Genomic DNA, 24,925 nt, shown 5'->3' on the forward strand with positions numbered 1-24,925 from the left:
CATCTCGGTAGTGAACCGCCCTTGGCAGCCCGCTGCGGAGGACTACACTAATCCTTAATGAGGTGCGGCCGGAGCCTGCGCCTTCAGGGAGACGCCGCCATGAATCGGCCGCTGAATCGCATCCTGCCGCGCGTGACCGGTAGTGCCTCGGTCTGGACGTGGATCAAGTGGTCCTTGCTGGCCGCGCTGGTGATCGCGATCGCGATCGTCGCGCGACTCGTGATGACCGAGATCGCGACATCGCGCCTGCAGGCGCACTACCTGTCCGAGCTCACGCGTGACGTCGGCTATACCGTCGAGGCCGGCGCAAGCGACCACATCCGCTTCCCCGCCAACGGGCCGTACGACCAGCGCCTCGGCTACGCGATGATTCCCGCGTTCCAGCAGCATCTGCTCGCGCGCGGCTTCGTCGTCGGCAAGCAGGCGCGCGATTCGCAACGAATGCTGTCGCTCGCCGATCACGGCCTGTTCCTGCCTTACGAAGAGAAAGACCAGGCCGGGCTGATGCTGTTCGACTCGACCGGCGCCCCGCTGTTCGCGACCGTGTTCCCGCAGCGCGTCTACGCCGACTTCGACACGGTGCCGCGCGTGATCGCGGATTCGCTGCTGTTCATCGAGGATCGCTACCTGCTCGACGCGAACCAGCCGAACCGCAATCCGGCGATCGACTGGGGACGCTTCAGCCGCGCGCTCGCCGACCAGGCGATGCACGTCGTCAACCATCATCAGGCGCGTCCCGGCGGCAGCACGCTCGCGACGCAGATCGAGAAGTTCCGCCATTCGCCCGACGGCCGCACCGCGACGCCGCCGGAGAAGCTGCGGCAGATCGCGTCCGCGTCGGTCCTCGCGTACCTGAACGGCCCGCAGACGATGCTCGCGCGGCGCGCGATCCTGGTGCGCTACCTGAACTCGGTGCCGCTCGCCGCGCGGCCGCACGTGGGTGAAATCACCGGCATCGGCGACGGTCTCGCCGCGTGGTACGGCCGCGACTTCAACGACGTCAACCGGATCCTGTCCGCGCCGACGACCGGCGACAACGTCGACGAACAGGGCAAGACGTTCCGCGAGGTGCTGTCGCTGATCATCGCGCAGCGCGCGCCGTCGTACTTCCTGAATCGCGGCTATCCGGCGCTGCAGAAGCTGACCGACAGCTACCTGCGGCTGCTGTCGAACGGCGGCGTGATCTCGCCCGCGCTGCGCGATGCGGCGCTCGCCGCGCAGATCGAGCGCAGCGCGCCGCCGGCCGCCGCGCACGTGCAGTCGTTCGTGTCGCGCAAGGCCGTGTCGTCCGCGCGCGCGTCGCTGCTGTCGGCACTCGGGATCAGCGACCTGTACCAGCTCGACCAGCTCGACCTCGAAGCCACCAGCACGCTCGACAACGGCGTGCAGCAGGCGGTCGCCGAACGGCTCGCGCGGGCGTCGACCCGCGACGGCGCGCAGGCCGCCGGCCTGTACGGCTTCGAGATGCTCGCGCCGAAGGACGACCCGTCGCACCTCACGTACAGCTTCACGCTGTACGAGCACCGCAACGGCGCGAACATGCTGCGCGTGCAGACCGACAGCGTGAACCAGCCGTTCGACGTGAACCGCGGCGGCCGCATCAACCTCGGCTCGACCGCGAAGCTGCGCACGCTGATCACCTACCTGCAGATCGTCTCCGACCTGCACGCGCGCTACGGCAGCCTGTCGAACGCGCAACTCGCGAAGGTGAAGCCCGACCCGATCGACGGACTGTCGCGCTGGGCGCTCGATTACCTGTCGCATACGCGCGATCGCTCGCTGCAGGCGATGCTCGACGCGGCGGTCGAACGCAAGTATTCGGCGAGCCCCGACGTGTTCTACACGGGCGGGGGCGCGCAGGTATTCTCGAACTTCGAGAAGTCCGACAACGGCCGCATCCTGACGCTGCATGCGGCGTTCGAGCACTCGGTCAACCTCGTGTTCGTGCGGCTGATGCGCGACATCGTCCATTACGAGATGCTGCAGGCGGCCGGCCCGTCGTCGTCGTGGCTCGGCGATCCGGAGCAGCGCAAGCATTACCTCGAGCAGTTCGTCGACGGCGAAAGCAAGGTCTACGTGAAGCGCTACTACACGCGCTATGCGGGCAAGGCGCCCGACGACGCGCTCGCGCTGATGCTGCAGGACGTGCGCAAGTCGCCGCCGAAGATCGCGACGGTGCTGCGCAGCGTCGCGCCGAACGAATCGCTCGCGTGGTTCAGCGCGCGGATGCGCGCGCAGCTGAAGGGCACGCCGGCCGCGACGCTGTCGGACGACGATCTCGCCGCGCTCTACGCGAAGTACGCGATCGACCGGTTCAACCTCAACGATCGCGGCTACATCGCGAGCGTCCACCCGCTCGCGCTGTGGACGCTCAACTATCTGCGCGCCCACCCGAACGCGCCGCTCGGCGACGTTCAGCGCGACAGCCGCGATGCGCGCTTCTACACGTACTCGTGGCTGTACAAGACGCGCTACCACGCGACCCAGGACCGGCGCATTCGCCACATGGTCGAGTTGCGCGCGTACGGGGAGATCACGAAAGCGTGGCGTGCGCTCGGCTACCCGTTCGCGGAAGTCACGCCGTCATACGCGGCCGCGATCGGCGCATCGGGCGACCAGCCCGACGCGCTCGCGAAACTGATCGGCCTGATCGCGAACGGCGGCCAGAAGGCGCCGACCGAGACGATCACGCGCCTCGACTTCGCGAAGGGCACGCCGTACGAAACGCGCTTCGTGCGCGCGGCCGCGCAGCCGCAGCCGATGCTGTCGCCGGAGATCGTCGACGTGGTGCGCACGCTGCTGCGCGACGTCGTGCTGAACGGTACCGCGCGGCGTCTCGCGGGCGGCTTCACGCTGCCCGACGGCAAGACGCTCCAGGTGTACGGCAAGACCGGGACGGGCGACCAGCGCTTCAACGTCTACGCGCGCGGCGCGCGGCTGATCGAGTCGCGCAAGGTCAATCGCAGCGGCACGTTCGTGTTCGTGCTCGGCGACCGCTTCTTCGGCGTGCTGACGGCGACCGCGCACGAGCCGTACGCGGCACGCTACGACTTCACGAGCGCGATGGCCGTCCAGCTGCTGAAGTCGATGGCGCCGGCGCTCGCGCCGCTGATCGAGCGTCCCGTCACGGCCGGCACGCGCACGGCGGGCCCGGCGCCGCAGGCGGAAACGCCGGCGCCGCAGGCCGCGCCGGTCGAGCCGTCCTGACGGCGGCGCGCGCGCTCGCGCGAGACGCGCCGCTCAGTGCGAGCGGCCGTCGTAGTGCATGACCGGCAGCGCGTCGATATCGACATCCTCGAGGCATCGCACGTTGATCGCGGCCATCGCGGTGCCGTCCGGATGGGTGCCCTCGCCGAACGCATGAATCCCGCAGCGCTTGCAGAAGCGATGGCGGATCACGTGCTTGTTGAACGTATAGGTCGCGAGATGTTCGTCGGGCGTGAGGAGCTTCATGTGATCGCGCGGCACGAACCACATCAGCGCGCCCTTGCGCCGGCAGATCGAGCAGTTGCAGGCCAGCACGCCCTGCAGGTCGCCTTCCGCCTCGAACTTCACGTCGCCGCAGTGACAGCTTCCACGATAAAGCATGGGCGTCTCCCGGGGCGGCCCGTGCGCGACGACGGCATCCCGGCGGGACACCGTTGGCCGGGCCGGTTCATGCGAGTACAGTAGCGCGCACCCGCGTCGCGCGCAATGTGCGGCGACGCTCGCCCCGACTCACTCCGACCACGAGGAAAACCGCCATGCTCGAACTGCGCCCCGGCTGCGAATGCTGCGACAAGGACCTGCCGCCCGATTCGCCGGACGCACGCATCTGCACCTTCGAATGCACGTTCTGCGCGACCTGCGCGGACGACGTGCTGAAGGGCCGCTGCCCGAACTGCGGCGGCGACCTGGTGGTGCGGCCGCGCCGTCCGGCGAGCCTGCTCGCGAAATATCCGGCGTCGACGCAACGCGTGCTGAAGCCGGGCGGCTGCGCGAACCACTGACGGCCCGCACCGCCCTTCCCGTCAGGACAACTCGATCCGCGCGCGCGTCACCGCGAGCAGCGACGCCATCGCGCGGCGCGCGCCGTCCTCGTCGCGCACGCGAATCGCGTCGCTGACGGCCGCGTGCTCGGCGAGCGACGCGTTGAACACATGCGCCCGGCGCGCGTTCAGATGCAACTGCGCCTCGAGCGTGCGATCGATCAGCGCGCCGAGCGGCACCAGCAGCTCGTTGCCGCCGGCTTCCAGCACGCTCAGGTGAAAGCGCAGGTCCGCGCGCACCCATTCGTCCACGTTGCGCGCGGCGGCCATCGCGCGCACCGCGTCCTCGATCGCGTCGAAGGCGCCCGGCCCGTGCGCGCGCGCGGCCAGCGCGGCCGCATGCGGCTCGATCATCTCGCGCATCTCCTGCAGCTTCAGCGCGAACCCGAGCGGCGGCGCGACACGCGCGTACCAGTCGAGCAGGTCGGCGTCGAGCAGATTCCATGCGCGGCGCGGCCGCACGCGCGTGCCGACCTTCGGTCGCGATTCGACCAGCCCCTTCGACGTCAGCGTGCGCAGCGCCTCGCGCAGCACCGTGCGGCTCACGCCGAACATCTCCATCAGGTCCGGCTCCCGCGGCAGCAGCGATTCGGGCGGATAGTCGCCGCGCAGGATCGCCGTCGCCAGCCGGAAGGCCGTCTGTCCATGCAGGTCGCGTTGAATGATCGTTCTCCGGTGACGGGCAACGCTGCGGCTGCCCACTATCTGCACAATAGTGCTATTAATACTATTTTTTATCGGGCTACGCTAGGATAACCGTCACGCATTCGACCGGCGCCGTATCGGCATGTCCGCGCCGGTCACCCCTGGAGACTCGCGACATGAAAATCACCCGCCTCGAAACCTTCGTCGTCCCGCCGCGCTGGCTGTTCCTCAAGATCGAAACCGACGAAGGGATCGTCGGCTGGGGCGAACCGGTCGTCGAGGGCCGCGCGCACACGGTCGAAGCCGCCGTGCACGAACTCGCCGATTATCTGGTCGGCAAGGATCCGCTGCTGATCGAGGATCACTGGCAGGTGATGTATCGCGCCGGCTTCTACCGCGGCGGCCCGATCACGATGAGCGCGATCGCGGGTGTCGACCAGGCGTTGTGGGACATCAAGGGCAAGCATCACGGCGTGCCCGTGCACGCGCTGCTCGGCGGCCAGGTGCGCGACCGCATCAAGGTGTATTCGTGGATCGGCGGCGACCGGCCGAGCGACGTCGCGAACAATGCGCGCGCGGTGGTCGAGCGCGGCTTCAAGGCCGTGAAGATGAACGGCTCCGAGGAGCTGCAGATCGTCGACACCTACGACAAGGTCGAGCAGGTGATCGCGAACGTCGCGGCGGTGCGCGACGCGGTCGGCCCGCACGTCGGGATCGGCGTCGACTTCCACGGCCGCGTGCACAAGCCGATGGCGAAAGTGCTCGCGAAGGAGCTCGATCCGTACAAGCTGATGTTCATCGAGGAGCCGGTGCTGTCGGAGAACGCCGAGGCGCTGCGCGACATCGTCAACCAGACCAACACGCCGATCGCGCTCGGCGAGCGGCTCTACTCGCGCTGGGACTTCAAGCACATCCTCGCGGGCGGTTACGTCGACATCATCCAGCCCGATGCGTCGCACGCGGGCGGCATCACCGAGTGCCGCAAGATCGCGACGCTCGCGGAAAGCTACGACGTCGCGCTCGCGCTGCACTGCCCGCTCGGCCCGATCGCGCTGGCCGCGTGCCTGCAGCTCGATGCGGTGAGCTACAACGCGTTCATCCAGGAACAGAGCCTCGGCATTCACTACAACCAGGGCAACGACCTGCTCGACTACCTGCGCAATCCCGAAGTATTCCGCTACGAAGACGGCTTCGTCGCGATCCCGCAGGGCCCGGGGCTCGGCATCGACGTCAACGAGGAGAAAGTGCGCGAGATGGCGAAGACGGGGCATCGCTGGCGCAACCCGGTGTGGCGTCACGCGGACGGCAGCGTCGCCGAGTGGTGATGAGGAAGTGAGATGAGGTGCGTTGCGCGGCGTGCATGCCGCGCAACGGCTTCGAGACGGCCGCCCGACAGGCGGCCGTTTTGCATCTGCAGCACGCGACGCGCGGGCACCCGGCCCGGCACCGCGCCGGCCCGGCCGTCAGCCGAGCGCCGCGAACCCCGGCACGCTGAACGACAGCACGGCGGCCGCGACGAACACGCCGATCATCGTCAGCGCCTCGAGATGCAGGATGTTGCGGAACGTGTGCGCGTCTTCGGTCGACGCGGTCCGGCGCAGGCGCGGCAGCGCCGAGAAGCGGTTCAACCCGCCGAGCACGAGCGCGAGCGCGACGAGCAGCAGCTTGAGCAGCAGCACGCGCCCCCACGTGGTGCCGTCGAGCGGCGCGAGCGAGCCGCCGAGCCCGCGCAGCGCATTGAGCACGCCCGTGCCGAGCACGAACACGACCGCGATCGTCGACGTACGCGACAGCTGCTGGCCGATCCGGATCAGCGCGCCGCGCGCGACCGACGAGCCGAGCACCGGCAGCACCGCGAGCCCGCCCGCGAGCACGAGGCCGCCCCACACCGCGGTGGCAAGCAGGTGCAGCGTCTGCACGCCGACCGCCGCGGACAGCGGGCCGGTGTCGGCCGCATGGCCGAGCGACGCCTTGCCGGCCGCGACCACGATCACCGCGAGCCACAGCACCGCATGCGCGACCGGGCCTTCCGGCTTTGCCAGCGCGACGATCGCGAGCACGACGGCGCCGGCGAACGCGACGCTCCATGCGAAGCCCGTGTGCGTCTGCGCGAGCATGACGGGAATCGCGGCGAATGCGCCGCCGAGCCCCGCGCCGCTCATCGACGCCGCTTCATACACCAGCCAGCCGAGATCGGCGAGCACGAGCGCCAGCGCCGCCGCGACCAGCGAATGTTGCGCGCGCAGCCATGCGGGATGCGACGGCGCAACGACCGGTCGCGCGCCGTCCTTGCCGAGCCACGCCTTGAGCAGCGCCGAGCCGACGGCCATCGCGAACGTCGCGTCCATCAATGCCGCCAGCGCGACCTGTCCGATCCACAAGCTGTCGATCCTCATCGCGCGCGCCCTCCCGGGAACGGCCGGCCCGCAACGCGGCGGCAAGTGGAACGACTGCGGGAAGACGGCAACGGCACGGTAGGGAACGTCATCGATGAATCCGGAAACGGGAGAAATGACTGGGTCTGCGGCGGAGGCGGCGCCGCGCGACCCGCGAGTGTACGGTCTTCGATGGTCAAAGCGCACGCCGGTTCACACAACCCGTGTACGAAGCGCGTCAAATTGTCGCAAGTCGCAAACAGGCAGGAACCGATGTCCTTTTGCCAAATAGCCGTCATTACCCATCGATGATAGAATGCCGCGTCGCAGCAGCCCGGCTGTCCTGCCGTCCATGCGCCGAGCCGATCGTAGCCCGGACAGGTCCCCGACGAATAAACATGGAGTCTCGTGTGTCTTCAAGACGCCTCTTCCGTCCGTTGCTTGCCGTTCTCCTGATCGGTGGCGCGGGCCTTACGAGCGCTGCTCAAGCGCAGACCAAGCCCACGGAGCAAGCGCACGCCCAGCAGGCGCCGCTCAAGGCACCCGATACGATGGCCGAGCGTGTGCGCGGCTGTACCGCATGCCATGGCGTTCACGGCCAGGGTACGGACAACGACTATTTCCCGCGGCTTGCCGGCAAGCCGGCGGAGTACCTGTACAACCAGCTCGTCAACTTCCGTGATGGCCGGCGCAAGTACCCGCCGATGAACTATCTGCTGACGTACCTGAACGACGATTACCTGAAAGAGATCGCCGAGCACTTCTCGGCCGAGCGTCCGCCGTACCCGACGCCGGCCAAGCCGACGCTGCCGGCCGCCACGCTCGCGCGCGGCAAGCAGCTCGTCACGCAAGGCGATCCGTCGCGCAAGCTGCCGGCCTGCGTGGCCTGCCACGGCGCGGGGCTGACCGGCATGCAGCCGGCGATCCCGGGCCTCGTCGGCCTGCACGCCGATTACCTGAGCGCACAGCTCGGCGCATGGCGCTCGGGCAACCGCCACGCGAAGGCACCGGATTGCATGCACGAGATCGCGTCGAAGCTGTCGGACGAAGACGTGACGGCCGTGACCGCATGGCTCGCCGCGCAACCGGCGCCCGCCAACCCCGTGCCGGCCCCGGCGCGTTCGATGAAGACTCCGCTCGCCTGCGGCAGCGAACCGCAATAAGGCAAGGGAGACAGACACAATGAAACGCAAGTCCCTGTTTGCACTCTCGGCCGTCGCGATCGTCGCGGCTGCCGCCCTCGTGCCGGTCCTCTGGCCGGGCAACGACACGCTGCACGGCAACGCTGCCGTCGCGGCCACGCCGGCCGACCAGGCCGCGCTGATCAAGAAGGGCGAATACCTCGCGCGCGTCGGCGACTGTATCGCGTGCCACACCGTGCGCGGCGGCAAGTCGTTCGCGGGCGGCCTGCCGATGGCGACGCCGTTCGGCACGATGTACACGCCGAACATCACGCCGGACGACAAGGACGGTATCGGCAAGTGGACGTCGGACGACTTCTACCGCGCGATGCACACCGGCCGTTCGAAGGACGGCAGCCTGCTCTACCCGGGCTTCCCGTTCGCGAGCTACACGAAGGTCACGCGCGCCGACTCGGACGCGATCTACGCGTACCTGCGTTCGGTCCCGCCGGTCTCGGTGCCGAGCCGTCCGCACGAACTGAAGTTCCCGTTCAACAACCGCAACCTGCTGATCGGCTGGCGCACGCTGTTCTTCAAGGAAGGCGAATACAAGCCGGATCCGACCAAGTCGGTCGAATGGAACCGCGGCGCGTACCTCGTCGAAGGCCTCGGCCACTGCTCGATGTGCCACACGTCGATCAACATGATGGGCGGCCCGGTGAGCTCGGCGGCCTTCGCGGGCGGCCTGATCCCGCTGCAGAACTGGTATGCGCCGTCGCTGACGAACGACAAGGAACTCGGCCTCGGCGACTGGCACGTGCAGGAGCTGTCGGACCTGCTGCAGGCCGGCGTGTCGAACAAGGGCGCGGTGTTCGGCCCGATGGCCGACGTCGTGCACAACAGCCTGCAGTACATGAGCGACGAAGATACGCGCGCGATGTCGACGTACCTGAAGTCGATCCCGCAGAAGGCTGAAGCGCCGAAGAACATGCAGTACGAGCCGTCGAAGCAATTCGGCAACGCGCTGTTCGACCAGGGCAAGAAGATCTACGCGGACAACTGCGCGACCTGCCACGCCGAAACCGGCGCGGGCAAGCCGCCGGCGTATCCGCCGCTCGCGGGCAACCATTCGATCGTGATGGAATCGGCGGTCAACCCGATCCGCATGGTGCTGAATGGCGGCTATCCGCCGAGCACGTTCAAGAATCCGCGTCCGTACGGGATGCCGCCGTTCGCGCAGTCGCTGTCGAACCAGGAAGTCGCGGCGGTCGTCACGTATATCCGGATGTCGTGGGGCAACAACGGTACGCCGATCTCGCCGCAACAGGTGAGCGACCTGCGTTCCGCGCCGCTTGACTAAATAACGCGCGACACACACGGGGGCGCGGCTGCGGGAAACCGCAGCCGCGCCCCTTTGCTTTTTGCGACGCCGTTCCCCGCGCGGGCCGCGCGAGGCGTCGCCGATCATAAAACTCAAGAGTGGTATCTATGTCTTTCGAATCTCTCGGCTTGGCCGAACCGCTCGTCAAGGCGGTCAACGAGCTCGGCTACACGTCGCCGACTCCCATCCAGCAGCAGGCGATCCCCGCCGTCCTCGGCGGGGGCGACCTGCTCGCCGGCGCACAGACCGGCACCGGCAAGACCGCCGGCTTCACGCTGCCGATCCTGCAGCGCCTGCACACGTTCTACGCCGAGCATCGCGGCGCGAAGCGCGCGGTGCGCGCGCTGATCCTCACGCCGACGCGCGAACTCGCCGCCCAGGTCGAGGAAAGCGTGCGCGCATACAGCAAATACCTGAAGCTGCGCTCGACCGTGATGTTCGGCGGCGTCAGCATCAATCCGCAGATCGATGCGCTCAAGCGCGGCGTCGACATCGTCGTCGCGACGCCGGGGCGTCTGCTCGACCACATGCAGCAGAAGACGATCGATCTGTCGGATCTCGACATCCTCGTGCTCGACGAAGCCGACCGGATGCTCGACATGGGCTTCATCCACGACATCAAGCGCGTGCTCGCGAAGCTGCCGCCGCAGCGCCAGAACCTGCTGTTCTCGGCGACCTTCTCCGACGAGATCAAGTCGCTCGCCGACAGCCTGCTCGATTCGCCCGCACTGATCGAGGTCGCGCGCCGCAACACCACCGCGGAAAGCGTCGCGCAGAAGATCCACCCGGTCGACCGCGATCGCAAGCGCGAGCTGCTCACGCATCTGATCCGCGAACACAACTGGTTCCAGGTGCTCGTGTTCACGCGCACCAAGCACGGCGCGAACCGGCTCGCGGAACAGCTGACGAAGGACGGCATCAGCGCGATGGCGATCCACGGCAACAAGAGCCAGTCGGCTCGCACGCGCGCGCTCGCGGAATTCAAGAACAGCACGCTGCAGGTGCTGGTCGCGACCGACATCGCCGCACGCGGGATCGACATCGACCAGCTGCCGCACGTCGTCAACTTCGACCTGCCGAACGTGCCGGAGGATTACGTGCACCGGATCGGCCGCACGGGCCGCGCGGGCGCGACGGGCGAAGCCGTGTCGCTCGTGTGCGTCGACGAGAAGCAGCTGCTGCGCGACATCGAGCGGCTGATCAAGCGCGAGATTCCGCAGGAAGTGATCGCGGGCTTCGAACCCGATCCGAACGCGAAGCCGGAGCCGATCCAGCAACGCCGTGGGCAGCAGCCGCGCGGCGGCAACGGCAACGGCGGCGGCGGCAATCGCCAGCCGCGTGCAGGCGGCGCCGGCCAGCCGGCCGCGAAGCGCGACGGCAATGCGCAACCGAAGGCCGCGAAGGCGGCCAAGCCGCGCACGGCCGGCGGCGCGAGCGGCAATGCCGGTGGTGGCGGCGGTCGCCCGTCAGGCGGCAACGGCGCGCGTCCGGCGAACGGCAACGCCGCGCACGCCAACCGCAACCGCTCGTCGCGCAGCGGCCAGCGCGGTCACTGAAGCCGCGCGGCCGCGCGCCGCAGGTGCTCGACCTGGCGCTGCCAGCGCGCGAGCACCTCGGCGCGCGCCTGCCCTTCCAGCGCGAACGTGACGCCCGTCGCGAGACGCGCATAGCCGACCCGCTGCGCATCGCCATGCGCGATCGTCGCGGCGAACCCGGCCAGTCCGCCGAAGTCCCCTTCGAGCGGCTCGATCCTCAGTTGTGCCTGAAAGAATGCGCCGTCCGCGACGAGCGTCAACGCGGCGGCGCGCCGTTGCGCCAGCGCGCGCGCCGCGCGCGATTGCGGCCATAGCGCAAGCAGCAGCGTGTGCGCGTCGCGCGCATGAATCTCGCCGACGCTGAGCAGCGTCGTGCGCAACTGGCCATCGTCGGTCGCGACGATCAGCGATGCGGCGAAGTCGGCATGGCGTTCGAGCGCGGTGCCGTCGAACAGCGAAACGACGGCCGGCGGCCACGCGTCGAACGTCCATTGTTCGAGCGCGTGGCGATGGGTAGCGGTCATGATGGCGGCCCCGGTGAAAAGCAGACGATGATGCCGAAGCATACGCGCGCCGCCGGACCGCGCGGTGACGATCAGCGCATGAATACGTGCCGCGTGATCTTCGTCAGCGGATAGTGGACGCTCGGCTGGATCTTCGCGGGCAGGTCGAGCGGCTTGAGCAGCATCTTCACGCACATGTCGGCCGACAGGTTGCGCCGCACGAGCGAGCTGATGCGCGCGACGCGCTCGCGGTTGTACTGGCTGTCGCCGACGCGGTCCGGGTAGCGGATCGCGAACACGTGGCGCAGCGCGATCTCCGAATCCTCGTTCTTGATTTCCAGCACGCGGCGCGTCAGCGCGCCGAGCACCGCGAGCCGGCCGTTGCCTTCGAGCTTGTTGTACTTCTTGAAGAACTTGAAGAAGTGCTTGTAGTGGCGCACCTCGTCCGATCGGATGTTGTCGGTGATTTCCTTCAGCACCGGCTCGTCCGAGCATTCGTTGATCGCGCGATAGAGCGTGGCCGTGCCCGTCTCGACGACGCAGCGCGCGACCATCTCGAGCGCGCGGGTCTTCTCGAATGCGTCGACCGAGCAGGTCTTCGAGTACTCGGCGAAGAAATTCGCGAACGCGGTATCCCAGTCGAACTCGGGCCACACGTGCGCGATGTACGCCTTCAGCGCGCGCCCGTGCTGCAGTTCCTCGTGCTCCCACGCCGTGTTGAGCCACGCGGACACTTCCGGATCGTCGTTGAAGAACTCGCTCAGGTTGCTCGTGTAGAGATCCGAGCCGCTTTCGATGAACGACGACGCGCACAGCAACAGCAGCAGATCCTCGTTCGCGGCGGCGCGCTGACGATCGATCCGGTTGAGGTCGATGTCCTCGATACGCCACGGCATGACATGCGTCGTTTCAGTAGGCATGGTGGTGCGCTCCCAGTCGTCGCGCGGCCGGCGGCCGGCCCCGATCTTCGGCACGGGCCCGGCGCGCCCGCAGGCGACGTTTTGCTTGCATTTTTAGTGAGTTGGTCCGGCCGAACCATCCTGGCATCTTAGCCGGACTTTTATGTTCGTGCTTCAAAGCACTGACCATACCCGACGGGCGCAGTTCCGCCGCGCATGTTGCAGTTCGTTAGACGAGTTGTTCGAACCGGTTCGCGCACGTTCGACGAGATGCGCCGCGTCAAGCGAAACGAGCGGCCATCCGGCCGCCCGTCGAGCGCAAGACTGGACTGGAAGCGTTCCGTCAGAAACCGGCCGCGAGACCGTCGCGACGGCTGTCGCTCGCGGCCACGTAGCCGCGCTCGGGATCGTCGCGATCGAGCCGCCACACGAACTGCCCCGAGCCGAAATCCATGTAAGGATCGTCGATCGACTTGATCGTATGGCCGCGCGCGGCGAGCGCATCGACCGTGTCGCGATTCATCGTCGACTCGACGTCGAGCGTGAAGTCGCGATTGACCTTCCAGCGCGGCGCGTCGCAGGCGGCCTGCGGTTGCTGCCCGTAGCCGAGCATGCGCACGGCGGTCTGCAGATGGCCCTGCGGCTGCATGTCGCCGCCCATCACGCCGAAGCTCATCACGGCCTCGGTGCGGCCGTCGACTTCCTCGGTAACGAACGCCGGGATGATCGTATGAAACGGCCGCTTACCGCCCGCGACGACGTTCGGCGACGCCGGGTCCATCGAGAAGCCGTGCCCGCGGTTCTGCAACGCAATGCCCGTACCCGGCACGACGAGCCCCGAACCGAAACCCATGTAGTTCGACTGAATGAAGCTCACCATCATCCCGCGCTCGTCCGCCGCCGACAGATAGATCGTACCGCCCGAATGCGGCCGGCCGGCAGCGAAGTGCGTCGCGCGTGCGCGATCGATCAGCTTCGCGCGTTCCGCGAGATACGCGTCGTCGAGCATCTGCGCGGGCGTCACGTCCATCGCGCGCGGATCGGCGACGTAGCGATAGACGTCCGCGAACGCGAGCTTCATCGCCTCGATCTGCAGGTGCTGCGAGTCGGCCGAATCGACCGGACATTCGGCCACGCCCGCCTGCTCCGCGATCCCGAGCGCGATCAGCGCGGCGATGCCCTGCCCGTTCGGCGGGATCTCGTGAATCGTGTGCCGCCCGAAGCGCTTGCCGATCGGCTCGACCCATTCCGGCCGGTACGCGCGCAGGTCGGCTTCGGTCAGCGCGCCGCCGCCTTCGCGCGCGAATGCCGCGATCTGCCCGGCGAGCGCGCCCTCGTAGAATGCGCGCGGACCGTCCTTCGCGAGGGTGCGCAGCGTCCGCGCGTGGCCCGGCAGGCACATGCGCTCGCCGACGAGCGGCGCGCGCCCGCGCGGCATGAAGGTATCGACGAAGCCCGGCAGCCCCTGCAGTTCGGGCACCGCGGCGGCCCACTTGTGCGCGACGATCGGCGACACCGAATAGCCGCGCTCGGCGATCTCGATCGCCGGCTCGAGCAGGTCCGCGAACGGCAGCGAACCGAACTTCGCGTGCAGCGCTTCCCAGCCCGCGATCACACCCGGCACCGTGACGGTGTCCCAGCCGCGCGTCGGCTTGTTCGCGATGCCGCGTGCGTCCTCGCCGTGGCGCTGGCGGAAGTAGCCGGGGTTCCAGGCGGCCGGCGCGACACCCGACGCATTCAGCCCGGACAGCCGCTGGCCGTCCCACACGAGCGCGAACGCATCGCCGCCGAGCCCGCACGACACGGGCTCGACCACCGTGATCGCGGCTGCCGCGGCCAGCGCCGCATCCACGGCATTGCCGCCCTTCCACAGCATCCGCAGCCCGGCCTGCGCCGCGAGCGGATGCGACGTTGACACGACGTTGCGCGCGAACACCGGAATGCGGGTCGTCGGATACGGGTTGTGCCAGTTGAAGCCAGTCATCGGTTCCACCTCGTCGAAAGCTGAATGAACGCGCCGGACGCATGACCGGCGCGCGCGGACAGTCCGCCATTGCAGCGCGATCCGCGTGATCGCACAAATTCATTTGTCACATGAATCCATGTACTCTCCGCATGAATTCCGCGCAGCGATACACCGCGGGCCGGTCGAAGGCCCTTCCCGCCCTTACAATACCCGCTCCGCCTCACGACCTGACCGCCGAGCCATGACCCGAGATCCCCGCCTCACCCTCAACGCGCGCCAGCAGGAACTGCTCGAATGGGTGCAGCGCGACGGCTTCGTGACCGTCGACGATCTCGCCGCGCACTTCGCGGTCACGCCGCAGACGATCCGCCGCGACGTGAACTGGCTCGCCGACCTGAACCTGCTGCGCCGCTATCACGGCGGCGCGAGCCTGCCGACCAGCTCGGAAAACGTGTCGTACACCGCGCGCCAGCGGATGTTCCACGACGAGAAGCGACGCATCGCGGCGCTCGCCGCGTCGCACATCCCCGACCAGGCATCGCTGTTCATCAACCTCGGCACCACGACCGAGGAGGTTGCGCGCGCACTGAACCGCCATCACGGGCTCCACGTGATCACGAACAACCTGAACGTCGCGTCGATGATGAGCGGCTACCCGGACTGCGAGGTGCTGATCACGGGCGGCATCGTGCGGCCGTGGGACAAGGGCATCGTCGGCGAACTCGCGATCGACTTCATCCGCCAGTTCAAGGTCGACTACGCGATCATCGGCACGTCGGCGATCGAGGCCGACGGCACGCTGCGCGACTTCGACACGCGCGAGGTGCGCGTGGCCGAGGCGATCATGCAGCACGCGCGCACGGTCTACCTCGTCGCCGACCACTCGAAGGTCGGCCGCCCGGCGCTGGTGCGCCAGGGACACCTGAGCCAGGTGCATGCGCTTTTCACCGACAAGCCGCTGCCGCCGGAGATGGCCGATGCGGTGGCGAACGCGGGCACCCAGGTGTACGTCGCGGAATGACGCTTGCGATGCTGCACCGCACCTGAAACTTCAAGTGAAATCAAGAAGTTGGCGCGCCGGCTGAACCGCTTGCGGCATACGTCCCTGTCAAACTGAAAATTAACGGGGCACGATTTGTCGTTGCCCGCGCGCTCGACTAGACTCCAGTTCCCCGGCCCGTTCGCCCGATACGCCCGTGCCAAGGCGTGTGCGAATCCCAAGGCCGGCGAATACAGCTTTCCCCCCAAGCCATACCCCGTGGGGTATCGCGCACCGGCGTTCGCGCCGGCCGCGCGGGCAGACCGATTGCCATGGAGAGAACGATGCTGAGTCCGCATGAATTCGCCACGCTACTGCTTGTGAAGGACGCCCCTGACCAGGGCGACATGGATCGGGATGAACTCGACGCGCTGCTCGAACAGCAGCTCGTGCGGCTGGAAGGGCTGGGATCGGGACGCAAATACTGCGTGACCGAGACCGGCGACGCCGCGCTGCGATCCATCAAATACCGTTATTCCTGAAGCTCCGCTGTTCCTGACCTGAGCGCGCCGGCCGGATTTCCGGCCGCGCCGCTTTTCCGGTTTTCCCGCCTTCCGCAGCTTTGCCGCGTCAGCCGCCGCGCAGCGTCGGATCGACCGCGGCCCGCCAGCTGACGGCCTGCGCGCGTGCGCCGTTGAAATACGCGACCCAACCGGCGCGCCCCGCCGCGTCGGGTGCCGCATAGTGCGTCGAAAGTTCGTTTACGAACGCGCAATAGTTCGCCTGCGTCAGCCCGCGATACCGTTTCGCCACATACGCGTCGTACAGCGTCGCGTAGACCGGCTGCGCGTCCGCGCCCCAGTCGCGCGCGGTGCCGCCGCACGACGTCTGCAGGTCGACGAACGACGGCGCACGCCAATTGCCGGCCAGCGGCGGCATACCGGCGCCGCACCCTGCCAGAACGACGGCGCACGCACCGGCCCACATCCCAATACGCATGATTCACCTCGCGAAACGGTCGATTCCGCCAGTATCGTCCGGGATCGCGCCGCGCGCTACTGGCCCCGCTTTTTCGAACTTTACTTTTTCGATTTCGTTCGTTAAATTTCGAATTCGAACATTTCGTGTTCGCCCATTTCCATCAGACGATAAGGACAGCAGGTGACCCAACCGAATCGCTACGATCTGCTCGTCGTCGGCGGCGGCATCAACGGCGCGGGCATCGCGCGCGATGCGGCCGGCCGCGGCCTGTCGGTGCTGCTCTGCGAGCAGGACGACCTCGCGTCGCACACGTCGTCGTCCAGCACGAAGCTGATTCACGGCGGCCTGCGCTACCTCGAATACAACGAATTCGGCCTCGTCCGCAAAGCGCTGCAGGAGCGTGAAACGCTGCTGCGCGCGGCGCCGCACATCATGTGGCCGCTGCGCTTCGTGATGCCGCACATGCCGAACCTGCGGCCGGCCTGGCTGATCCGCATCGGCCTGTTCCTCTACGATCACCTCGCGAAACGCGAACTGCTGCCCGGCTCGCGCGGCATCGACATGCGCCGCCATGCGGCCGGCGCACCGCTGATCGACTCGATCAAGCGCGGCTTCGTCTATTCGGACGGCTGGGTCGACGACGCGCGCCTCGTCGTGCTGAACGCGCTCGATGCGAAGGAGCGCGGCGCCGAGATCCTCACGCGCACGAAACTCGTGTCGGCGGAACGTCGCGGCGACGAATGGGAAGCTCGGCTGCGGCACGCGGACGGCTCGATCCGCGTCGTGCATGCGCGCGCGGTCGCGAACGCGGCCGGCCCGTGGGTCGGGGAGGTGCTGCACGGCGCGCTCGGCCGCGGCGCGCAACACAGCGTGCGACTGGTGAAAGGCAGCCACATCGTCACGCGCCGCCTGTTCGATCACGATCACGCGTACATCTTCCAGAACCCGGACAAGCGGATCATCTTCGCGATTCCGTACGAGCACGACTTCACGCTGATCGGCACGACCGACGTCGAATACACGAACGATCCCGCGAAGGTCGCGATCGATCGCGACGAGACGCAGTATCTGTGCGATTCGATCAACCGCTACTTCAAGCGCAAGATCTCGCCCGCCGACGTGCACTGGACCTATTCGGGCGTGCGCCCGCTGCTCGAGGACGAAAACGCCGCGAACGCCTCGGCCGTCACGCGCGACTACCGCCTCGAGATGGACGACGGCGCCGGCGCGCCGCTGCTGTCGGTGTTCGGCGGCAAGATCACGACCTTCCGCAAGCTCGCGGAAGAAGCCGGCGACCTGCTGTGCAGCGCGCTCGGCCGCGAGGCGAAAACCTGGACGGCCGGCGCGCCGCTGCCCGGCGGCGACATCGCGAACGCGAAGTTCGACGTGTTCGCCGACGCGTTCGCGAAGCGCCATCCGTGGCTGCCCGCCGCGCTCGCGCGCCGCTACGCGCGCGCGTACGGCACGCGCGCGGAACGCGTGGTCGACGGCGCGACGTCGCTCGCCGACCTCGGCGCCGAAATCGCGCCGGGCATCCACGACGCCGAACTGCGCTACCTGCGCGACGTCGAATGGGCGACCTGCGCGCAGGACGTGCTGTGGCGCCGCTCGAAGCTCGGCCTGCACGTCGCGCCAGGCACGCTCGACGCGGTGACGGCCGCGGTCGACGCGTGGTTCGCCGCCGTGCACGCGCCGCACGCGTGATGCGTTTGCAGTTGCAATTGTCTGACCGACGTTGATTCACCGACGCGCCGCGTAACATGCGGCGCGCATCACAACTACGCCAATCCACGGATGGAGATGAGAGACATGCAGGATCAGTACATCCTCGCGCTTGACCAGGGCACGACGAGCTCCCGCGCGATGCTGTTCGATCGCCAGGGCAACATCGTATCGATCGCCCAGAAGGAATTCGAACAGATCTACCCGCAACCCGGCTGGGTCGAGCACGACCCGCAGGAAATCTGGTCGACGCAAGCCGGCGTCGCCGCCGAAGCGGTCACGCGCACGGGCCTGAACGGCACTTCGATCGCCGCGATCGGCATCACCAACCAGCGCGAGACGACGATCGTCTGGGATCGCGAGACGGGCCAGCCCGTCTACAACGCGATCGTGTGGCAGGACCGCCGCACCGCCGACTTCTGCGATTCGCTGAAGAAGCAGGGCCTCGAAGCGAAGGTGCGCGCGAAGACCGGCCTGCCGATCGACTCGTACTTCTCCGCGACCAAGATCCGCTGGATCCTCGACAACGTGCCGGGCGCGCGCGACAAGGCGCGCCAGGGCAAGCTCGCCTTCGGCACCGTCGACAGCTGGCTCGTGTGGAACTTCACGAAGCACGAACTGCACGTGACCGACGTGACCAACGCGTCACGCACGATGCTGTTCAACATCCACACGCGCGAGTGGGACAGCGAGCTGCTCGAGCTGCTCGACATCCCGCGCAGCATGCTGCCGGAAGTGAAGGCGTCGTCGGAAATCTACGGCCATACGAAGACCACGGTGTTCGCGTCGAAGATCCCGCTCGCGGGCATCGCCGGCGACCAGCACGCCGCGCTGTTCGGCCAGATGTGCACGACGTCGGGCATGGTGAAGAACACCTACGGCACCGGCTGCTTCCTGATGATGAACACCGGCGACAAGCCGATCGAGTCGAAGAACAACCTCGTCACGACGATCGCCTGGCAGATCGGCGACGACGTGCAGTACGCGCTCGAAGGCAGCATCTTCATCGCGGGCGCGGTCGTGCAGTGGCTGCGCGACGGCGTCGGCATCATCAAGACGGCCGCCGAGATCGAAGCGCTCGCCGCGAGCGTGCCGCATACCGACGGCGTCTATCTCGTGCCGGCGTTCGCGGGCCTCGGCGCGCCGCACTGGAATGCGCGGGCGCGCGGTTCGGTGTTCGGCGTCACGCGCGGCACGACGTCCGCGCACCTCGCGCGCGCGGCGCTCGACGCGATCGCTTACCAGTCGCTCGACGTGCTGGCCGCGATGGAAGCCGACTCCGGCATCAGCATCGGCGAGCTGCGCGTCGACGGTGGTGCGAGCGCGAACAATCTGCTGATGCAGTTCCAGGCCGACCTGCTCGGCGTCGACGCGGTGCGTCCGCAGATCACCGAGACGACCGCGCTCGGCGCGGCCTACCTCGCGGGCCTCGCGATCGGCTACTGGAAGAACCTCGACGAAGTGCGCAGCCAGTGGCAGCTCGATCGCCGCTTCTCGCCGTCGATGCCGAAGGAGCAGGTCGAGCGCTGCATGGCGGGCTGGCAACGCGCGGTGCGCGCCGCCAAGGCGTGGGCCGACGACACGCTGTAACCCGCGGCAGCCAGAACCGGAAGCAATCCGAACGAAATAAAACAACACCGGCGGACCGCGCGGCGCGCGAGTCCGCCGTCATCTACGAGAGACAACATGTCACCTTACATTGCGGAATTCATCGGCACGGCGATCCTCGTGCTGCTCGGCAACGGCGCGGTCGCCAACGTGCTGCTTGCGAAGACCAAGGGCAAAGGCGCGGACCTCATCGTGATCGTCATGGGCTGGGCGATGGCGGTGTTCGTCGCCGTCTACGTGACCGCGTCGTTCAGCGGCGCGCACCTGAACCCGATCGTCACGATCAGCCTCGCGCTCGCGGGCAAGTTCGCGTGGTCGAAGGTCGGCGGCTACATCCTCGCGCAAATGCTCGGCGGGATGGCCGGCGCGCTGCTCGTGTGGCTCGCGTATCGCCAGCACTTCGCGAAGGAAGCCGATGCGGACCTGAAGCTCGCGGTGTTCTGCACGGCGCCCGCCATCCGCAGCACCACGCACAACGTGCTGACCGAAGCGATCTGCACGTTCGTGCTGATCCTCGGCGTGCTGTACCTCGCGTCGCCGCAAGTCGGCCTCGGCGCGCTCGACGCGCTGCCCGTCGGCCTGCTCGTGCTCGGCATCGGCATCTCGCTCGGCGGCCCGACCGGCTATGCGATGAGCCCGGCGCGCGACCTGTCGCCGCGCATCATGCACGCGCTGCTGCCGATTCCCGGCAAGCGCGACAGCGACTGGCGCTATGCGTGGGTGCCGGTGATCGGCCCGCTGCTCGGCGGCGCCGCGGCGGCCGGCCTGTATCTGCGTCTGCACGCGATGGCCTGATCGCGGTTTCGATCGAGCTCGAGCCTGGGCGCGCGGCAGCGGTTGCCGCGCGCTTCCGCCCTCCCCTTTCGTCGCACGAGCGCCGACGCGCCCGCCTCGCTCGCGCCGGCCGAGGCCGCGACGGGGCTTCGGCGCGCCGGCCTACGGAGGGCGTAGCCGGGACCGGACGCAGGCGCCGAGCGGTTCGCGGCGCACCGTCGAAAGCACGTATCATGGCGGGATGCTCGGCGTCGCCGACACCCCGCTTCTTCACCACCATGCTCGATCACCTTATCTGCGACTGCGACGGCGTCCTCGTCGACAGCGAAGTCATTGCCGACCGCGTGCTGTTCGACACGCTGTCCGCCACCTTCCCTCACCTCGATTTCGAAGAGGCCGCGAAGTCCGCCTTCGGCCAGCAGACGTCGCGCTTTCTCGCCGGGCTCGAAGCGCATTTCGGCATCCGGATGCCCGACAACTTCATCGAGACCGTCGAGCGCAACATCGAGACCGGCCTCGCACAATCGCTCGCGCCGATCACCGGCGTGCGCGACGCGCTGCTGAAGGTCGGCCTGCCGGCCGCGGTGGTATCGAACAGCCGGCTCGTGCGCGTGCGCAGCTCGCTGAAGCGCGCCTCGCTCACCGAAATCTTCGGCGATCGCGTGTTCAGCTCCGAGCAGGTCGCGCGACCGAAGCCCTACCCCGACGTGTACTTGCACGCCGCGCGGACGCTCGGCGTCGCGCCGGCGCGCTGCGTCGTCGTCGAGGACAGCGTGTCGGGCCTGAACGCCGCGCGCGCGGCGGGCATGAAGACGATCGCGTTCGTCGGCGCGAGCCACATCCCCGACAACTACGCGGACGCGCTGCGCGCGATGGGCATCACGCGGATCATGCGCAGGATGGATGAACTGCCGGCGCTCGTCGCGGCCGGCCTGCGCGGCGAATTCGGCGACGTGCAGTCCTGACGGACGGCCGCGCCGGATCGCCATGACCGGCGCGCGCTCGATGCGCACGCCGTCCCGCGGGCGCATCGGCGCGCCCGCCACACCTGCCGTCAGGCCGGCTCGCAGCAGCGCTCGCGCGCGGCCGCCAGCGCCTCGCGGAATTCGACGAGCTCCGCGATCGTCAGCATCGGCAACCCGTGCTGCCGCGCGAAACGCTCGACGTCGTCGCCGCGCGTCATCGTGCCGTCCGGATTCATCAGCTCGCACAGCACGCCCGCCGGCTTCAGGCCAGCGAGGATCGACAGATCGACCGTCCCTTCGGTGTGACCGCGGCGCGCCAGCACGCCGCCGGGTTGCGCACGCAACGGAAACACGTGGCCGGGGCGCACGATGTCGTACGGCTTCGCATCGTCGGCGATCGCCGCGCGGATCGTCGTCACGCGGTCGGCCGCGGACACGCCGGTATGCACGCCTTCGCGCGCCTCGATCGACACGGTGAACGCGGTGCCGTTGCGGCTCTCGTTGGTCTGCACCATCGGCGGCAGCTCGAGCGCGCGGACCTTGTCGTCGGTCAGGCACAGGCACACGATGCCGCTGCACTCGCGGATCAGGAGCGCCATCGTCTCGGGCGTGATGCGCTCGGCGGCGACGATCAGGTCGGCCTCGTTTTCACGGTCGTGATCGTCCTGCAACACGACCGCGCGGCCCGCGCGCAATGCGTCGAGCGCGGCGGCGATGCGCGGCGGCACCGGTTCGGAATCGAGCAACGGGAGATCGGCAAAGGCGTCGGCGGGTGCCGACGAAACGGACATGAAGGACATGTGAAACGCTCCTCGCAATTACGATTTGGGCGAAAAACGTTTCAGGGCATTGCAAACAGACAGAACGACAACCCGCTTCGCACGCATGGCAAAGCGGCCCTGACGGACATGACTATCTGCACATCTTCTCTCATCCGGACTATGACCGTCGGCTCTGGCATTCGACCAGATCTGCTGACCCCGCGCGGATGCGCGGGCGCTCGCGGGCTCGCCGGCTTTCGCCAGCCTACCGCCGGTGGGGAATTTCGCCCCGCCCTGAAGACGCACTGATTACCGGCCGGGGTCTACCCCGGAACCGGCGGGCCAAGCATACATCAGCCGCGCGCACCGCGCAGCGAACCACACCTGAAACCTTACCGACGACTCCGTCTAACGGCATCGTCCGAACGGCCGGCACCCGGCCTGCGCGCCGTCCCGAACGGAACCGGCGCCGGCCCGGCGACCCGCGCTCAGCCGGCCGCGTGCGCGGCGTCGGGCACGAGCCAGCGCGGCGGCACCTCCGGGCTCACCGTCACGCGGAACGCGCGCGCCTCGCTGTCGCCGGGATTGCGCAGGCTGTACGGCTGGTCGGCGTCGAACACGATTGCATCGCCGGTCGCGAGCAGCTGGCGCCGATCGTGCACGCTGACTTCGAGCGTGCCTTCGCTGACGACCAGGTTGACCGTCGTGCCGGGCGCGCGGCGCGTGCCGGGTTCCGTGTGCAGCGGCGCGATCCGCAACTCGTGGAATTCGGCCGCGGCCGGCTCGCCCTCCGGATACAGCGCGCGCGCCGAGAAGCGGCCGTTCGAACTGACGACGCGCGCCGCGCGCTCGGCCGCCAGGTGCTCGAAGCCGTTCACCGCGTGGCGACGCAGGAATGCGGCCACCGATACCTTCAGCGCCGCGGCGATCTTGCAGAGCACCTTGATCGACGGCACGCTGCGCGCGGATTCGATCTGCGCGAGCATCGCGCGCGACACGCCGGACAGCCGCGCGAGCGCATCGAGCGACAACTGCCGCTCGGCGCGCAAGCGCGCGAGATTCACGCCGACGACCTGCTCGAGGACGTCGAGCGACGCGGACGTCCGCGCGTCGGCGGCATTGCCGGACTCGAAGGAAGACACGTCGCGCACCAGCGCCAGGGGTGAAGACATAGCATGGCCTCCGGGCCGCCGCGCGGCCCTGCGAATGGGGTAAGCCGGAATCGGGTTGCGCCACGAACGGCGCGTATCGAGACGCTATCACCCGGCCCCGCCCCGGCAAACGAAGTTATCTTCACACCGTTATCAGCATCGCGGAGGAATGCGTTTCTCGCGAACCTTTTCCTGTCGCCATAGCGCCGGCACACCGCCGCCCGGTGCACCGCTCAATGCGCGGCCGGTGCCGCGCCGCGCGCCGGGGCGCGCGCATCGAGCCGCATCGCGAACCACGTGACGACGAGCGCGGCGAACGTCACCGCGACGGCGACCCACGGCAACGCATCGAGCGCGAAGCCGTGCCCCAGCGCGAGGCCGCCGAGCCACGCGCCGCCCGCGTTGCCGACGTTGAACGCGCCGATGTTCAGCGTCGACGCGAGATGTGGCGCGCTCGCGGCCTTTTCGACCACGCGCGCCTGCAGCGGCGGCACCGTCGCGAACGCGGCGATCCCCCAGACGAATACGGTCACCGCGGCCGCCACCGGCAGATGGCTCGTCTTCGCGAACACGGCCATCACGGCCATCAGCGCGACCAGGATCGCGATCAGCGACGGCATCAGCGCGCGGTCGGCGAGCCTGCCGCCGAGCGTGTTGCCGACCGTCAGCCCCGCGCCGAACAGCACGAGGATCAGCGCGACCGCACGCGGCGAAAAACCGGTGACGGTTTCGAGGATCGGCGCGATGTACGTGAACACGACGAACACGCCGCCGAAGCCGAGCACGGTCATCAGGAGCGCGAGCCAGACCTGCGGCTCCTTGAGCACCCGCACTTCGCGGCCGAGGCCGACGGGCCCGCTGTCGTGGCGGTTCGGCACCAGCAGCGCGACGCCGCCGAGCGACAGCACGCCGAGCGCGGCGACGATCCAGAACGACGCGCGCCAGCCGAGCAGCTGGCCGACGAACGTGCCGAACGGCACGCCGAGCACGTTCGACAGCGTGAGGCCCGTGAACATCAACGCGATCGCGCTCGCGCGCTTGTCGGCCGGCACGAGCGACGCGGCCACCACCGCGCCGATCCCGAAGAACGAGCCGTGCGCGAACGACGTGACGACACGTGCGACCATCAGCATCGCGTAACCGGACGCGGTCGCGCACAGCACGTTGCCGACGATGAAGATCGCCATCAGCAGCTGCAGCGCGGCCTTGCGCGGCATGCGGCTCGTCAGCACCGCGAGCAGCGGCGCGCCGACCGCGACGCCGAGCGCGTAGCCCGTGACCAGCAGGCCGGCCGACGGCAGCGACACGGCGAGGTCGTGCGCGACTTCGGGCAGGAGTCCCATGATGATGAATTCGGTGGTGCCGATGGCGAAGGCGCTGATCGCGAGCGCCAGTAATGGAATGGGCATGTCGTTCTCCGAAAAGGCGGCGGACGCGGCATCCGGTCCGTACCGCACCGCACAAGAAGCGGGGTGTGCGCGCATTGTCCCGAATACGCCTATCTTTGATAATTGGCGCGGCATTTGAACCA

At 68.3% G+C, this 24,925-nt stretch carries 23 protein-coding genes and 1 riboswitch; of the genes, 13 read left to right on the plus strand and 10 right to left on the minus strand.

Annotated elements, in window-relative coordinates:
* Window positions 1-99 precede the first annotated feature (99 nt).
* Window positions 100-3,207, plus strand: a complete 3,108-nt coding sequence (locus WS49_RS11640; protein WP_059528072.1) for a biosynthetic peptidoglycan transglycosylase — start codon at window positions 100-102, stop codon at window positions 3,205-3,207.
* A gap of 33 nt (window positions 3,208-3,240) precedes the next feature.
* Here the strand turns inward: WS49_RS11640 and WS49_RS11645 are convergent, their stop codons facing one another.
* On the minus strand, window positions 3,241-3,588 hold the full coding sequence (locus WS49_RS11645) for a GFA family protein (protein WP_059528075.1): 348 nt from the start codon (window positions 3,586-3,588) through the stop codon (window positions 3,241-3,243).
* Between the two features lie 155 nt (window positions 3,589-3,743).
* Here WS49_RS11645 and WS49_RS11650 point away from each other — a divergent pair, with 155 nt between their 5' ends.
* Entirely contained in the window at window positions 3,744-3,989 is a 246-nt protein-coding gene (locus tag WS49_RS11650) for a DUF1272 domain-containing protein (RefSeq protein ID WP_059528077.1), read from the plus strand.
* A gap of 21 nt (window positions 3,990-4,010) precedes the next feature.
* Here WS49_RS11650 and WS49_RS11655 read toward each other — a convergent pair whose 3' ends face one another.
* Window positions 4,011-4,730, minus strand: a complete 720-nt coding sequence (locus WS49_RS11655; RefSeq protein ID WP_059528080.1) for a FadR/GntR family transcriptional regulator — start codon at window positions 4,728-4,730, stop codon at window positions 4,011-4,013.
* Window positions 4,731-4,849: 119 nt separating this feature from the next.
* Between WS49_RS11655 and dgoD the strand changes: the two genes are divergently transcribed.
* Window positions 4,850-5,998, plus strand: a complete 1,149-nt coding sequence (gene dgoD / locus WS49_RS11660) for a galactonate dehydratase (protein ID WP_040144789.1) — start codon at window positions 4,850-4,852, stop codon at window positions 5,996-5,998.
* A 138-nt stretch (window positions 5,999-6,136) separates the two neighbouring features.
* Here the strand turns inward: dgoD and WS49_RS11665 are convergent, their stop codons facing one another.
* On the minus strand, window positions 6,137-7,069 hold the full coding sequence (locus tag WS49_RS11665; protein ID WP_059528083.1) for a copper resistance D family protein: 933 nt from the start codon (window positions 7,067-7,069) through the stop codon (window positions 6,137-6,139).
* Between the two features lie 377 nt (window positions 7,070-7,446).
* Between WS49_RS11665 and WS49_RS11670 the strand changes: the two genes are divergently transcribed.
* The 3 genes from WS49_RS11670 (at window position 7,447) to WS49_RS11680 (ending at window position 11,106) form a co-directional block, all read left to right on the plus strand.
* Window positions 7,447-8,211, plus strand: a complete 765-nt coding sequence (locus WS49_RS11670; RefSeq protein ID WP_059528087.1) for a c-type cytochrome — start codon at window positions 7,447-7,449, stop codon at window positions 8,209-8,211.
* A 19-nt stretch (window positions 8,212-8,230) separates the two neighbouring features.
* Window positions 8,231-9,529, plus strand: a complete 1,299-nt coding sequence (locus WS49_RS11675) for a c-type cytochrome (RefSeq protein WP_059528091.1) — start codon at window positions 8,231-8,233, stop codon at window positions 9,527-9,529.
* Between the two features lie 128 nt (window positions 9,530-9,657).
* A complete protein-coding gene (locus tag WS49_RS11680; protein ID WP_059528094.1) occupies window positions 9,658-11,106 on the plus strand; it encodes a DEAD/DEAH box helicase in 1,449 nt (482 codons plus the stop codon).
* On the opposite strand, the gene WS49_RS11685 is transcribed toward WS49_RS11680, so the two are convergent.
* The 3 genes from WS49_RS11685 to WS49_RS11695 all read right to left on the minus strand — a co-directional run bounded on the left by WS49_RS11685 (window position 11,100) and on the right by WS49_RS11695 (window position 14,471).
* On the minus strand, window positions 11,100-11,609 hold the full coding sequence (locus WS49_RS11685) for a hypothetical protein (protein ID WP_059528096.1): 510 nt from the start codon (window positions 11,607-11,609) through the stop codon (window positions 11,100-11,102). The genes WS49_RS11680 and WS49_RS11685 overlap by 7 nt on opposite strands.
* Before the next feature lie 71 nt (window positions 11,610-11,680).
* A complete protein-coding gene (locus WS49_RS11690; protein WP_059528332.1) occupies window positions 11,681-12,508 on the minus strand; it encodes a ferritin-like domain-containing protein in 828 nt (275 codons plus the stop codon).
* Between the two features lie 322 nt (window positions 12,509-12,830).
* Window positions 12,831-14,471, minus strand: coding sequence for a gamma-glutamyltransferase family protein (locus WS49_RS11695; protein WP_059528098.1), 1,641 nt, complete (start codon window positions 14,469-14,471; stop codon window positions 12,831-12,833).
* A gap of 223 nt (window positions 14,472-14,694) precedes the next feature.
* Here WS49_RS11695 and WS49_RS11700 point away from each other — a divergent pair, with 223 nt between their 5' ends.
* Complete coding sequence (locus tag WS49_RS11700; RefSeq protein WP_044846783.1) at window positions 14,695-15,474, plus strand: DeoR/GlpR family DNA-binding transcription regulator; 780 nt, start codon at window positions 14,695-14,697, stop codon at window positions 15,472-15,474.
* Window positions 15,475-15,776: 302 nt separating this feature from the next.
* A complete protein-coding gene (locus tag WS49_RS11705; protein ID WP_040144790.1) occupies window positions 15,777-15,974 on the plus strand; it encodes a hypothetical protein in 198 nt (65 codons plus the stop codon).
* 88 nt (window positions 15,975-16,062) lie between these two features.
* Here the strand turns inward: WS49_RS11705 and WS49_RS11710 are convergent, their stop codons facing one another.
* Window positions 16,063-16,431 (minus strand): hypothetical protein, encoded by a 369-nt coding sequence (locus WS49_RS11710; RefSeq protein ID WP_059528100.1) that lies wholly within the window; start codon window positions 16,429-16,431, stop codon window positions 16,063-16,065.
* 162 nt (window positions 16,432-16,593) lie between these two features.
* Here WS49_RS11710 and glpD point away from each other — a divergent pair, with 162 nt between their 5' ends.
* The 4 genes from glpD (at window position 16,594) to WS49_RS11730 (ending at window position 21,482) form a co-directional block, all read left to right on the plus strand.
* A complete protein-coding gene (gene glpD, locus WS49_RS11715; RefSeq protein ID WP_059528102.1) occupies window positions 16,594-18,117 on the plus strand; it encodes a glycerol-3-phosphate dehydrogenase in 1,524 nt (507 codons plus the stop codon).
* Between the two features lie 105 nt (window positions 18,118-18,222).
* Window positions 18,223-19,725 (plus strand): glycerol kinase GlpK, encoded by a 1,503-nt coding sequence (gene glpK / locus WS49_RS11720; protein ID WP_059528104.1) that lies wholly within the window; start codon window positions 18,223-18,225, stop codon window positions 19,723-19,725.
* A 96-nt stretch (window positions 19,726-19,821) separates the two neighbouring features.
* Window positions 19,822-20,538, plus strand: a complete 717-nt coding sequence (locus WS49_RS11725; RefSeq protein WP_059528107.1) for an MIP/aquaporin family protein — start codon at window positions 19,822-19,824, stop codon at window positions 20,536-20,538.
* Window positions 20,539-20,795: 257 nt separating this feature from the next.
* A complete protein-coding gene (locus WS49_RS11730; RefSeq protein ID WP_059528111.1) occupies window positions 20,796-21,482 on the plus strand; it encodes an HAD family hydrolase in 687 nt (228 codons plus the stop codon).
* An 89-nt stretch (window positions 21,483-21,571) separates the two neighbouring features.
* Here the strand turns inward: WS49_RS11730 and ribB are convergent, their stop codons facing one another.
* From ribB to WS49_RS11745, 3 genes are all read right to left on the minus strand, one after another.
* Window positions 21,572-22,282 carry a 3,4-dihydroxy-2-butanone-4-phosphate synthase gene (ribB, locus tag WS49_RS11735; RefSeq protein WP_059528114.1) on the minus strand — a complete coding sequence of 237 codons (711 nt, stop codon included), beginning with the start codon at window positions 22,280-22,282 and terminating at the stop codon, window positions 21,572-21,574.
* 118 nt (window positions 22,283-22,400) lie between these two features.
* Window positions 22,401-22,549, minus strand: a riboswitch (FMN riboswitch).
* Between the two features lie 182 nt (window positions 22,550-22,731).
* Window positions 22,732-23,415, minus strand: a complete 684-nt coding sequence (locus tag WS49_RS11740; RefSeq protein ID WP_059465738.1) for a helix-turn-helix domain-containing protein — start codon at window positions 23,413-23,415, stop codon at window positions 22,732-22,734.
* A gap of 212 nt (window positions 23,416-23,627) precedes the next feature.
* Window positions 23,628-24,803 carry an MFS transporter gene (locus tag WS49_RS11745; RefSeq protein ID WP_059528334.1) on the minus strand — a complete coding sequence of 392 codons (1,176 nt, stop codon included), beginning with the start codon at window positions 24,801-24,803 and terminating at the stop codon, window positions 23,628-23,630.
* Between WS49_RS11745 and WS49_RS35600 the strand changes: the two genes are divergently transcribed.
* On the plus strand, window positions 24,736-24,921 hold the full coding sequence (locus WS49_RS35600) for a hypothetical protein (RefSeq protein ID WP_179949270.1): 186 nt from the start codon (window positions 24,736-24,738) through the stop codon (window positions 24,919-24,921). The genes WS49_RS11745 and WS49_RS35600 overlap by 68 nt on opposite strands.
* Window positions 24,922-24,925 lie beyond the last annotated feature (4 nt).

This window comes from Burkholderia sp. RF7-non_BP4 (assembly GCF_001521935.1).
GTDB classification, from domain to species: domain Bacteria; phylum Pseudomonadota; class Gammaproteobacteria; order Burkholderiales; family Burkholderiaceae; genus Burkholderia; species Burkholderia diffusa.

Excerpts from the sequence above, each read along its gene's own strand:
- WS49_RS11705 (WP_040144790.1), top strand. The coding sequence starts at position 15,777 with ATGCTGAGTCCGCATGAATTCGCCACGCTACTGCTTGTGAAGGACGCC.
- WS49_RS11725 (WP_059528107.1), top strand. The coding sequence starts at position 19,822 with ATGTCACCTTACATTGCGGAATTCATCGGCACGGCGATCCTCGTGCTG.
- WS49_RS11665 (WP_059528083.1), bottom strand. The coding sequence starts at position 7,069 with ATGAGGATCGACAGCTTGTGGATCGGACAGGTCGCGCTGGCGGCATTG.
- WS49_RS11710 (WP_059528100.1), bottom strand. The coding sequence starts at position 16,431 with ATGCGTATTGGGATGTGGGCCGGTGCGTGCGCCGTCGTTCTGGCAGGG.
- WS49_RS11680 (WP_059528094.1), top strand. The coding sequence starts at position 9,658 with ATGTCTTTCGAATCTCTCGGCTTGGCCGAACCGCTCGTCAAGGCGGTC.
- WS49_RS11700 (WP_044846783.1), top strand. The coding sequence starts at position 14,695 with ATGACCCGAGATCCCCGCCTCACCCTCAACGCGCGCCAGCAGGAACTG.
- WS49_RS11675 (WP_059528091.1), top strand. The coding sequence starts at position 8,231 with ATGAAACGCAAGTCCCTGTTTGCACTCTCGGCCGTCGCGATCGTCGCG.
- ribB (WP_059528114.1), bottom strand. The coding sequence starts at position 22,282 with ATGTCCTTCATGTCCGTTTCGTCGGCACCCGCCGACGCCTTTGCCGAT.
- WS49_RS11670 (WP_059528087.1), top strand. The coding sequence starts at position 7,447 with ATGGAGTCTCGTGTGTCTTCAAGACGCCTCTTCCGTCCGTTGCTTGCC.
- WS49_RS11650 (WP_059528077.1), top strand. The coding sequence starts at position 3,744 with ATGCTCGAACTGCGCCCCGGCTGCGAATGCTGCGACAAGGACCTGCCG.
- WS49_RS11695 (WP_059528098.1), bottom strand. The coding sequence starts at position 14,471 with ATGACTGGCTTCAACTGGCACAACCCGTATCCGACGACCCGCATTCCG.
- glpK (WP_059528104.1), top strand. The coding sequence starts at position 18,223 with ATGCAGGATCAGTACATCCTCGCGCTTGACCAGGGCACGACGAGCTCC.
- WS49_RS11745 (WP_059528334.1), bottom strand. The coding sequence starts at position 24,803 with ATGCCCATTCCATTACTGGCGCTCGCGATCAGCGCCTTCGCCATCGGC.
- dgoD (WP_040144789.1), top strand. The coding sequence starts at position 4,850 with ATGAAAATCACCCGCCTCGAAACCTTCGTCGTCCCGCCGCGCTGGCTG.
- WS49_RS11730 (WP_059528111.1), top strand. The coding sequence starts at position 20,796 with ATGCTCGATCACCTTATCTGCGACTGCGACGGCGTCCTCGTCGACAGC.
- WS49_RS11640 (WP_059528072.1), top strand. The coding sequence starts at position 100 with ATGAATCGGCCGCTGAATCGCATCCTGCCGCGCGTGACCGGTAGTGCC.
- WS49_RS11690 (WP_059528332.1), bottom strand. The coding sequence starts at position 12,508 with ATGCCTACTGAAACGACGCATGTCATGCCGTGGCGTATCGAGGACATC.
- WS49_RS35600 (WP_179949270.1), top strand. The coding sequence starts at position 24,736 with ATGATGATGAATTCGGTGGTGCCGATGGCGAAGGCGCTGATCGCGAGC.
- WS49_RS11740 (WP_059465738.1), bottom strand. The coding sequence starts at position 23,415 with ATGTCTTCACCCCTGGCGCTGGTGCGCGACGTGTCTTCCTTCGAGTCC.
- WS49_RS11645 (WP_059528075.1), bottom strand. The coding sequence starts at position 3,588 with ATGCTTTATCGTGGAAGCTGTCACTGCGGCGACGTGAAGTTCGAGGCG.
- WS49_RS11685 (WP_059528096.1), bottom strand. The coding sequence starts at position 11,609 with ATGACCGCTACCCATCGCCACGCGCTCGAACAATGGACGTTCGACGCG.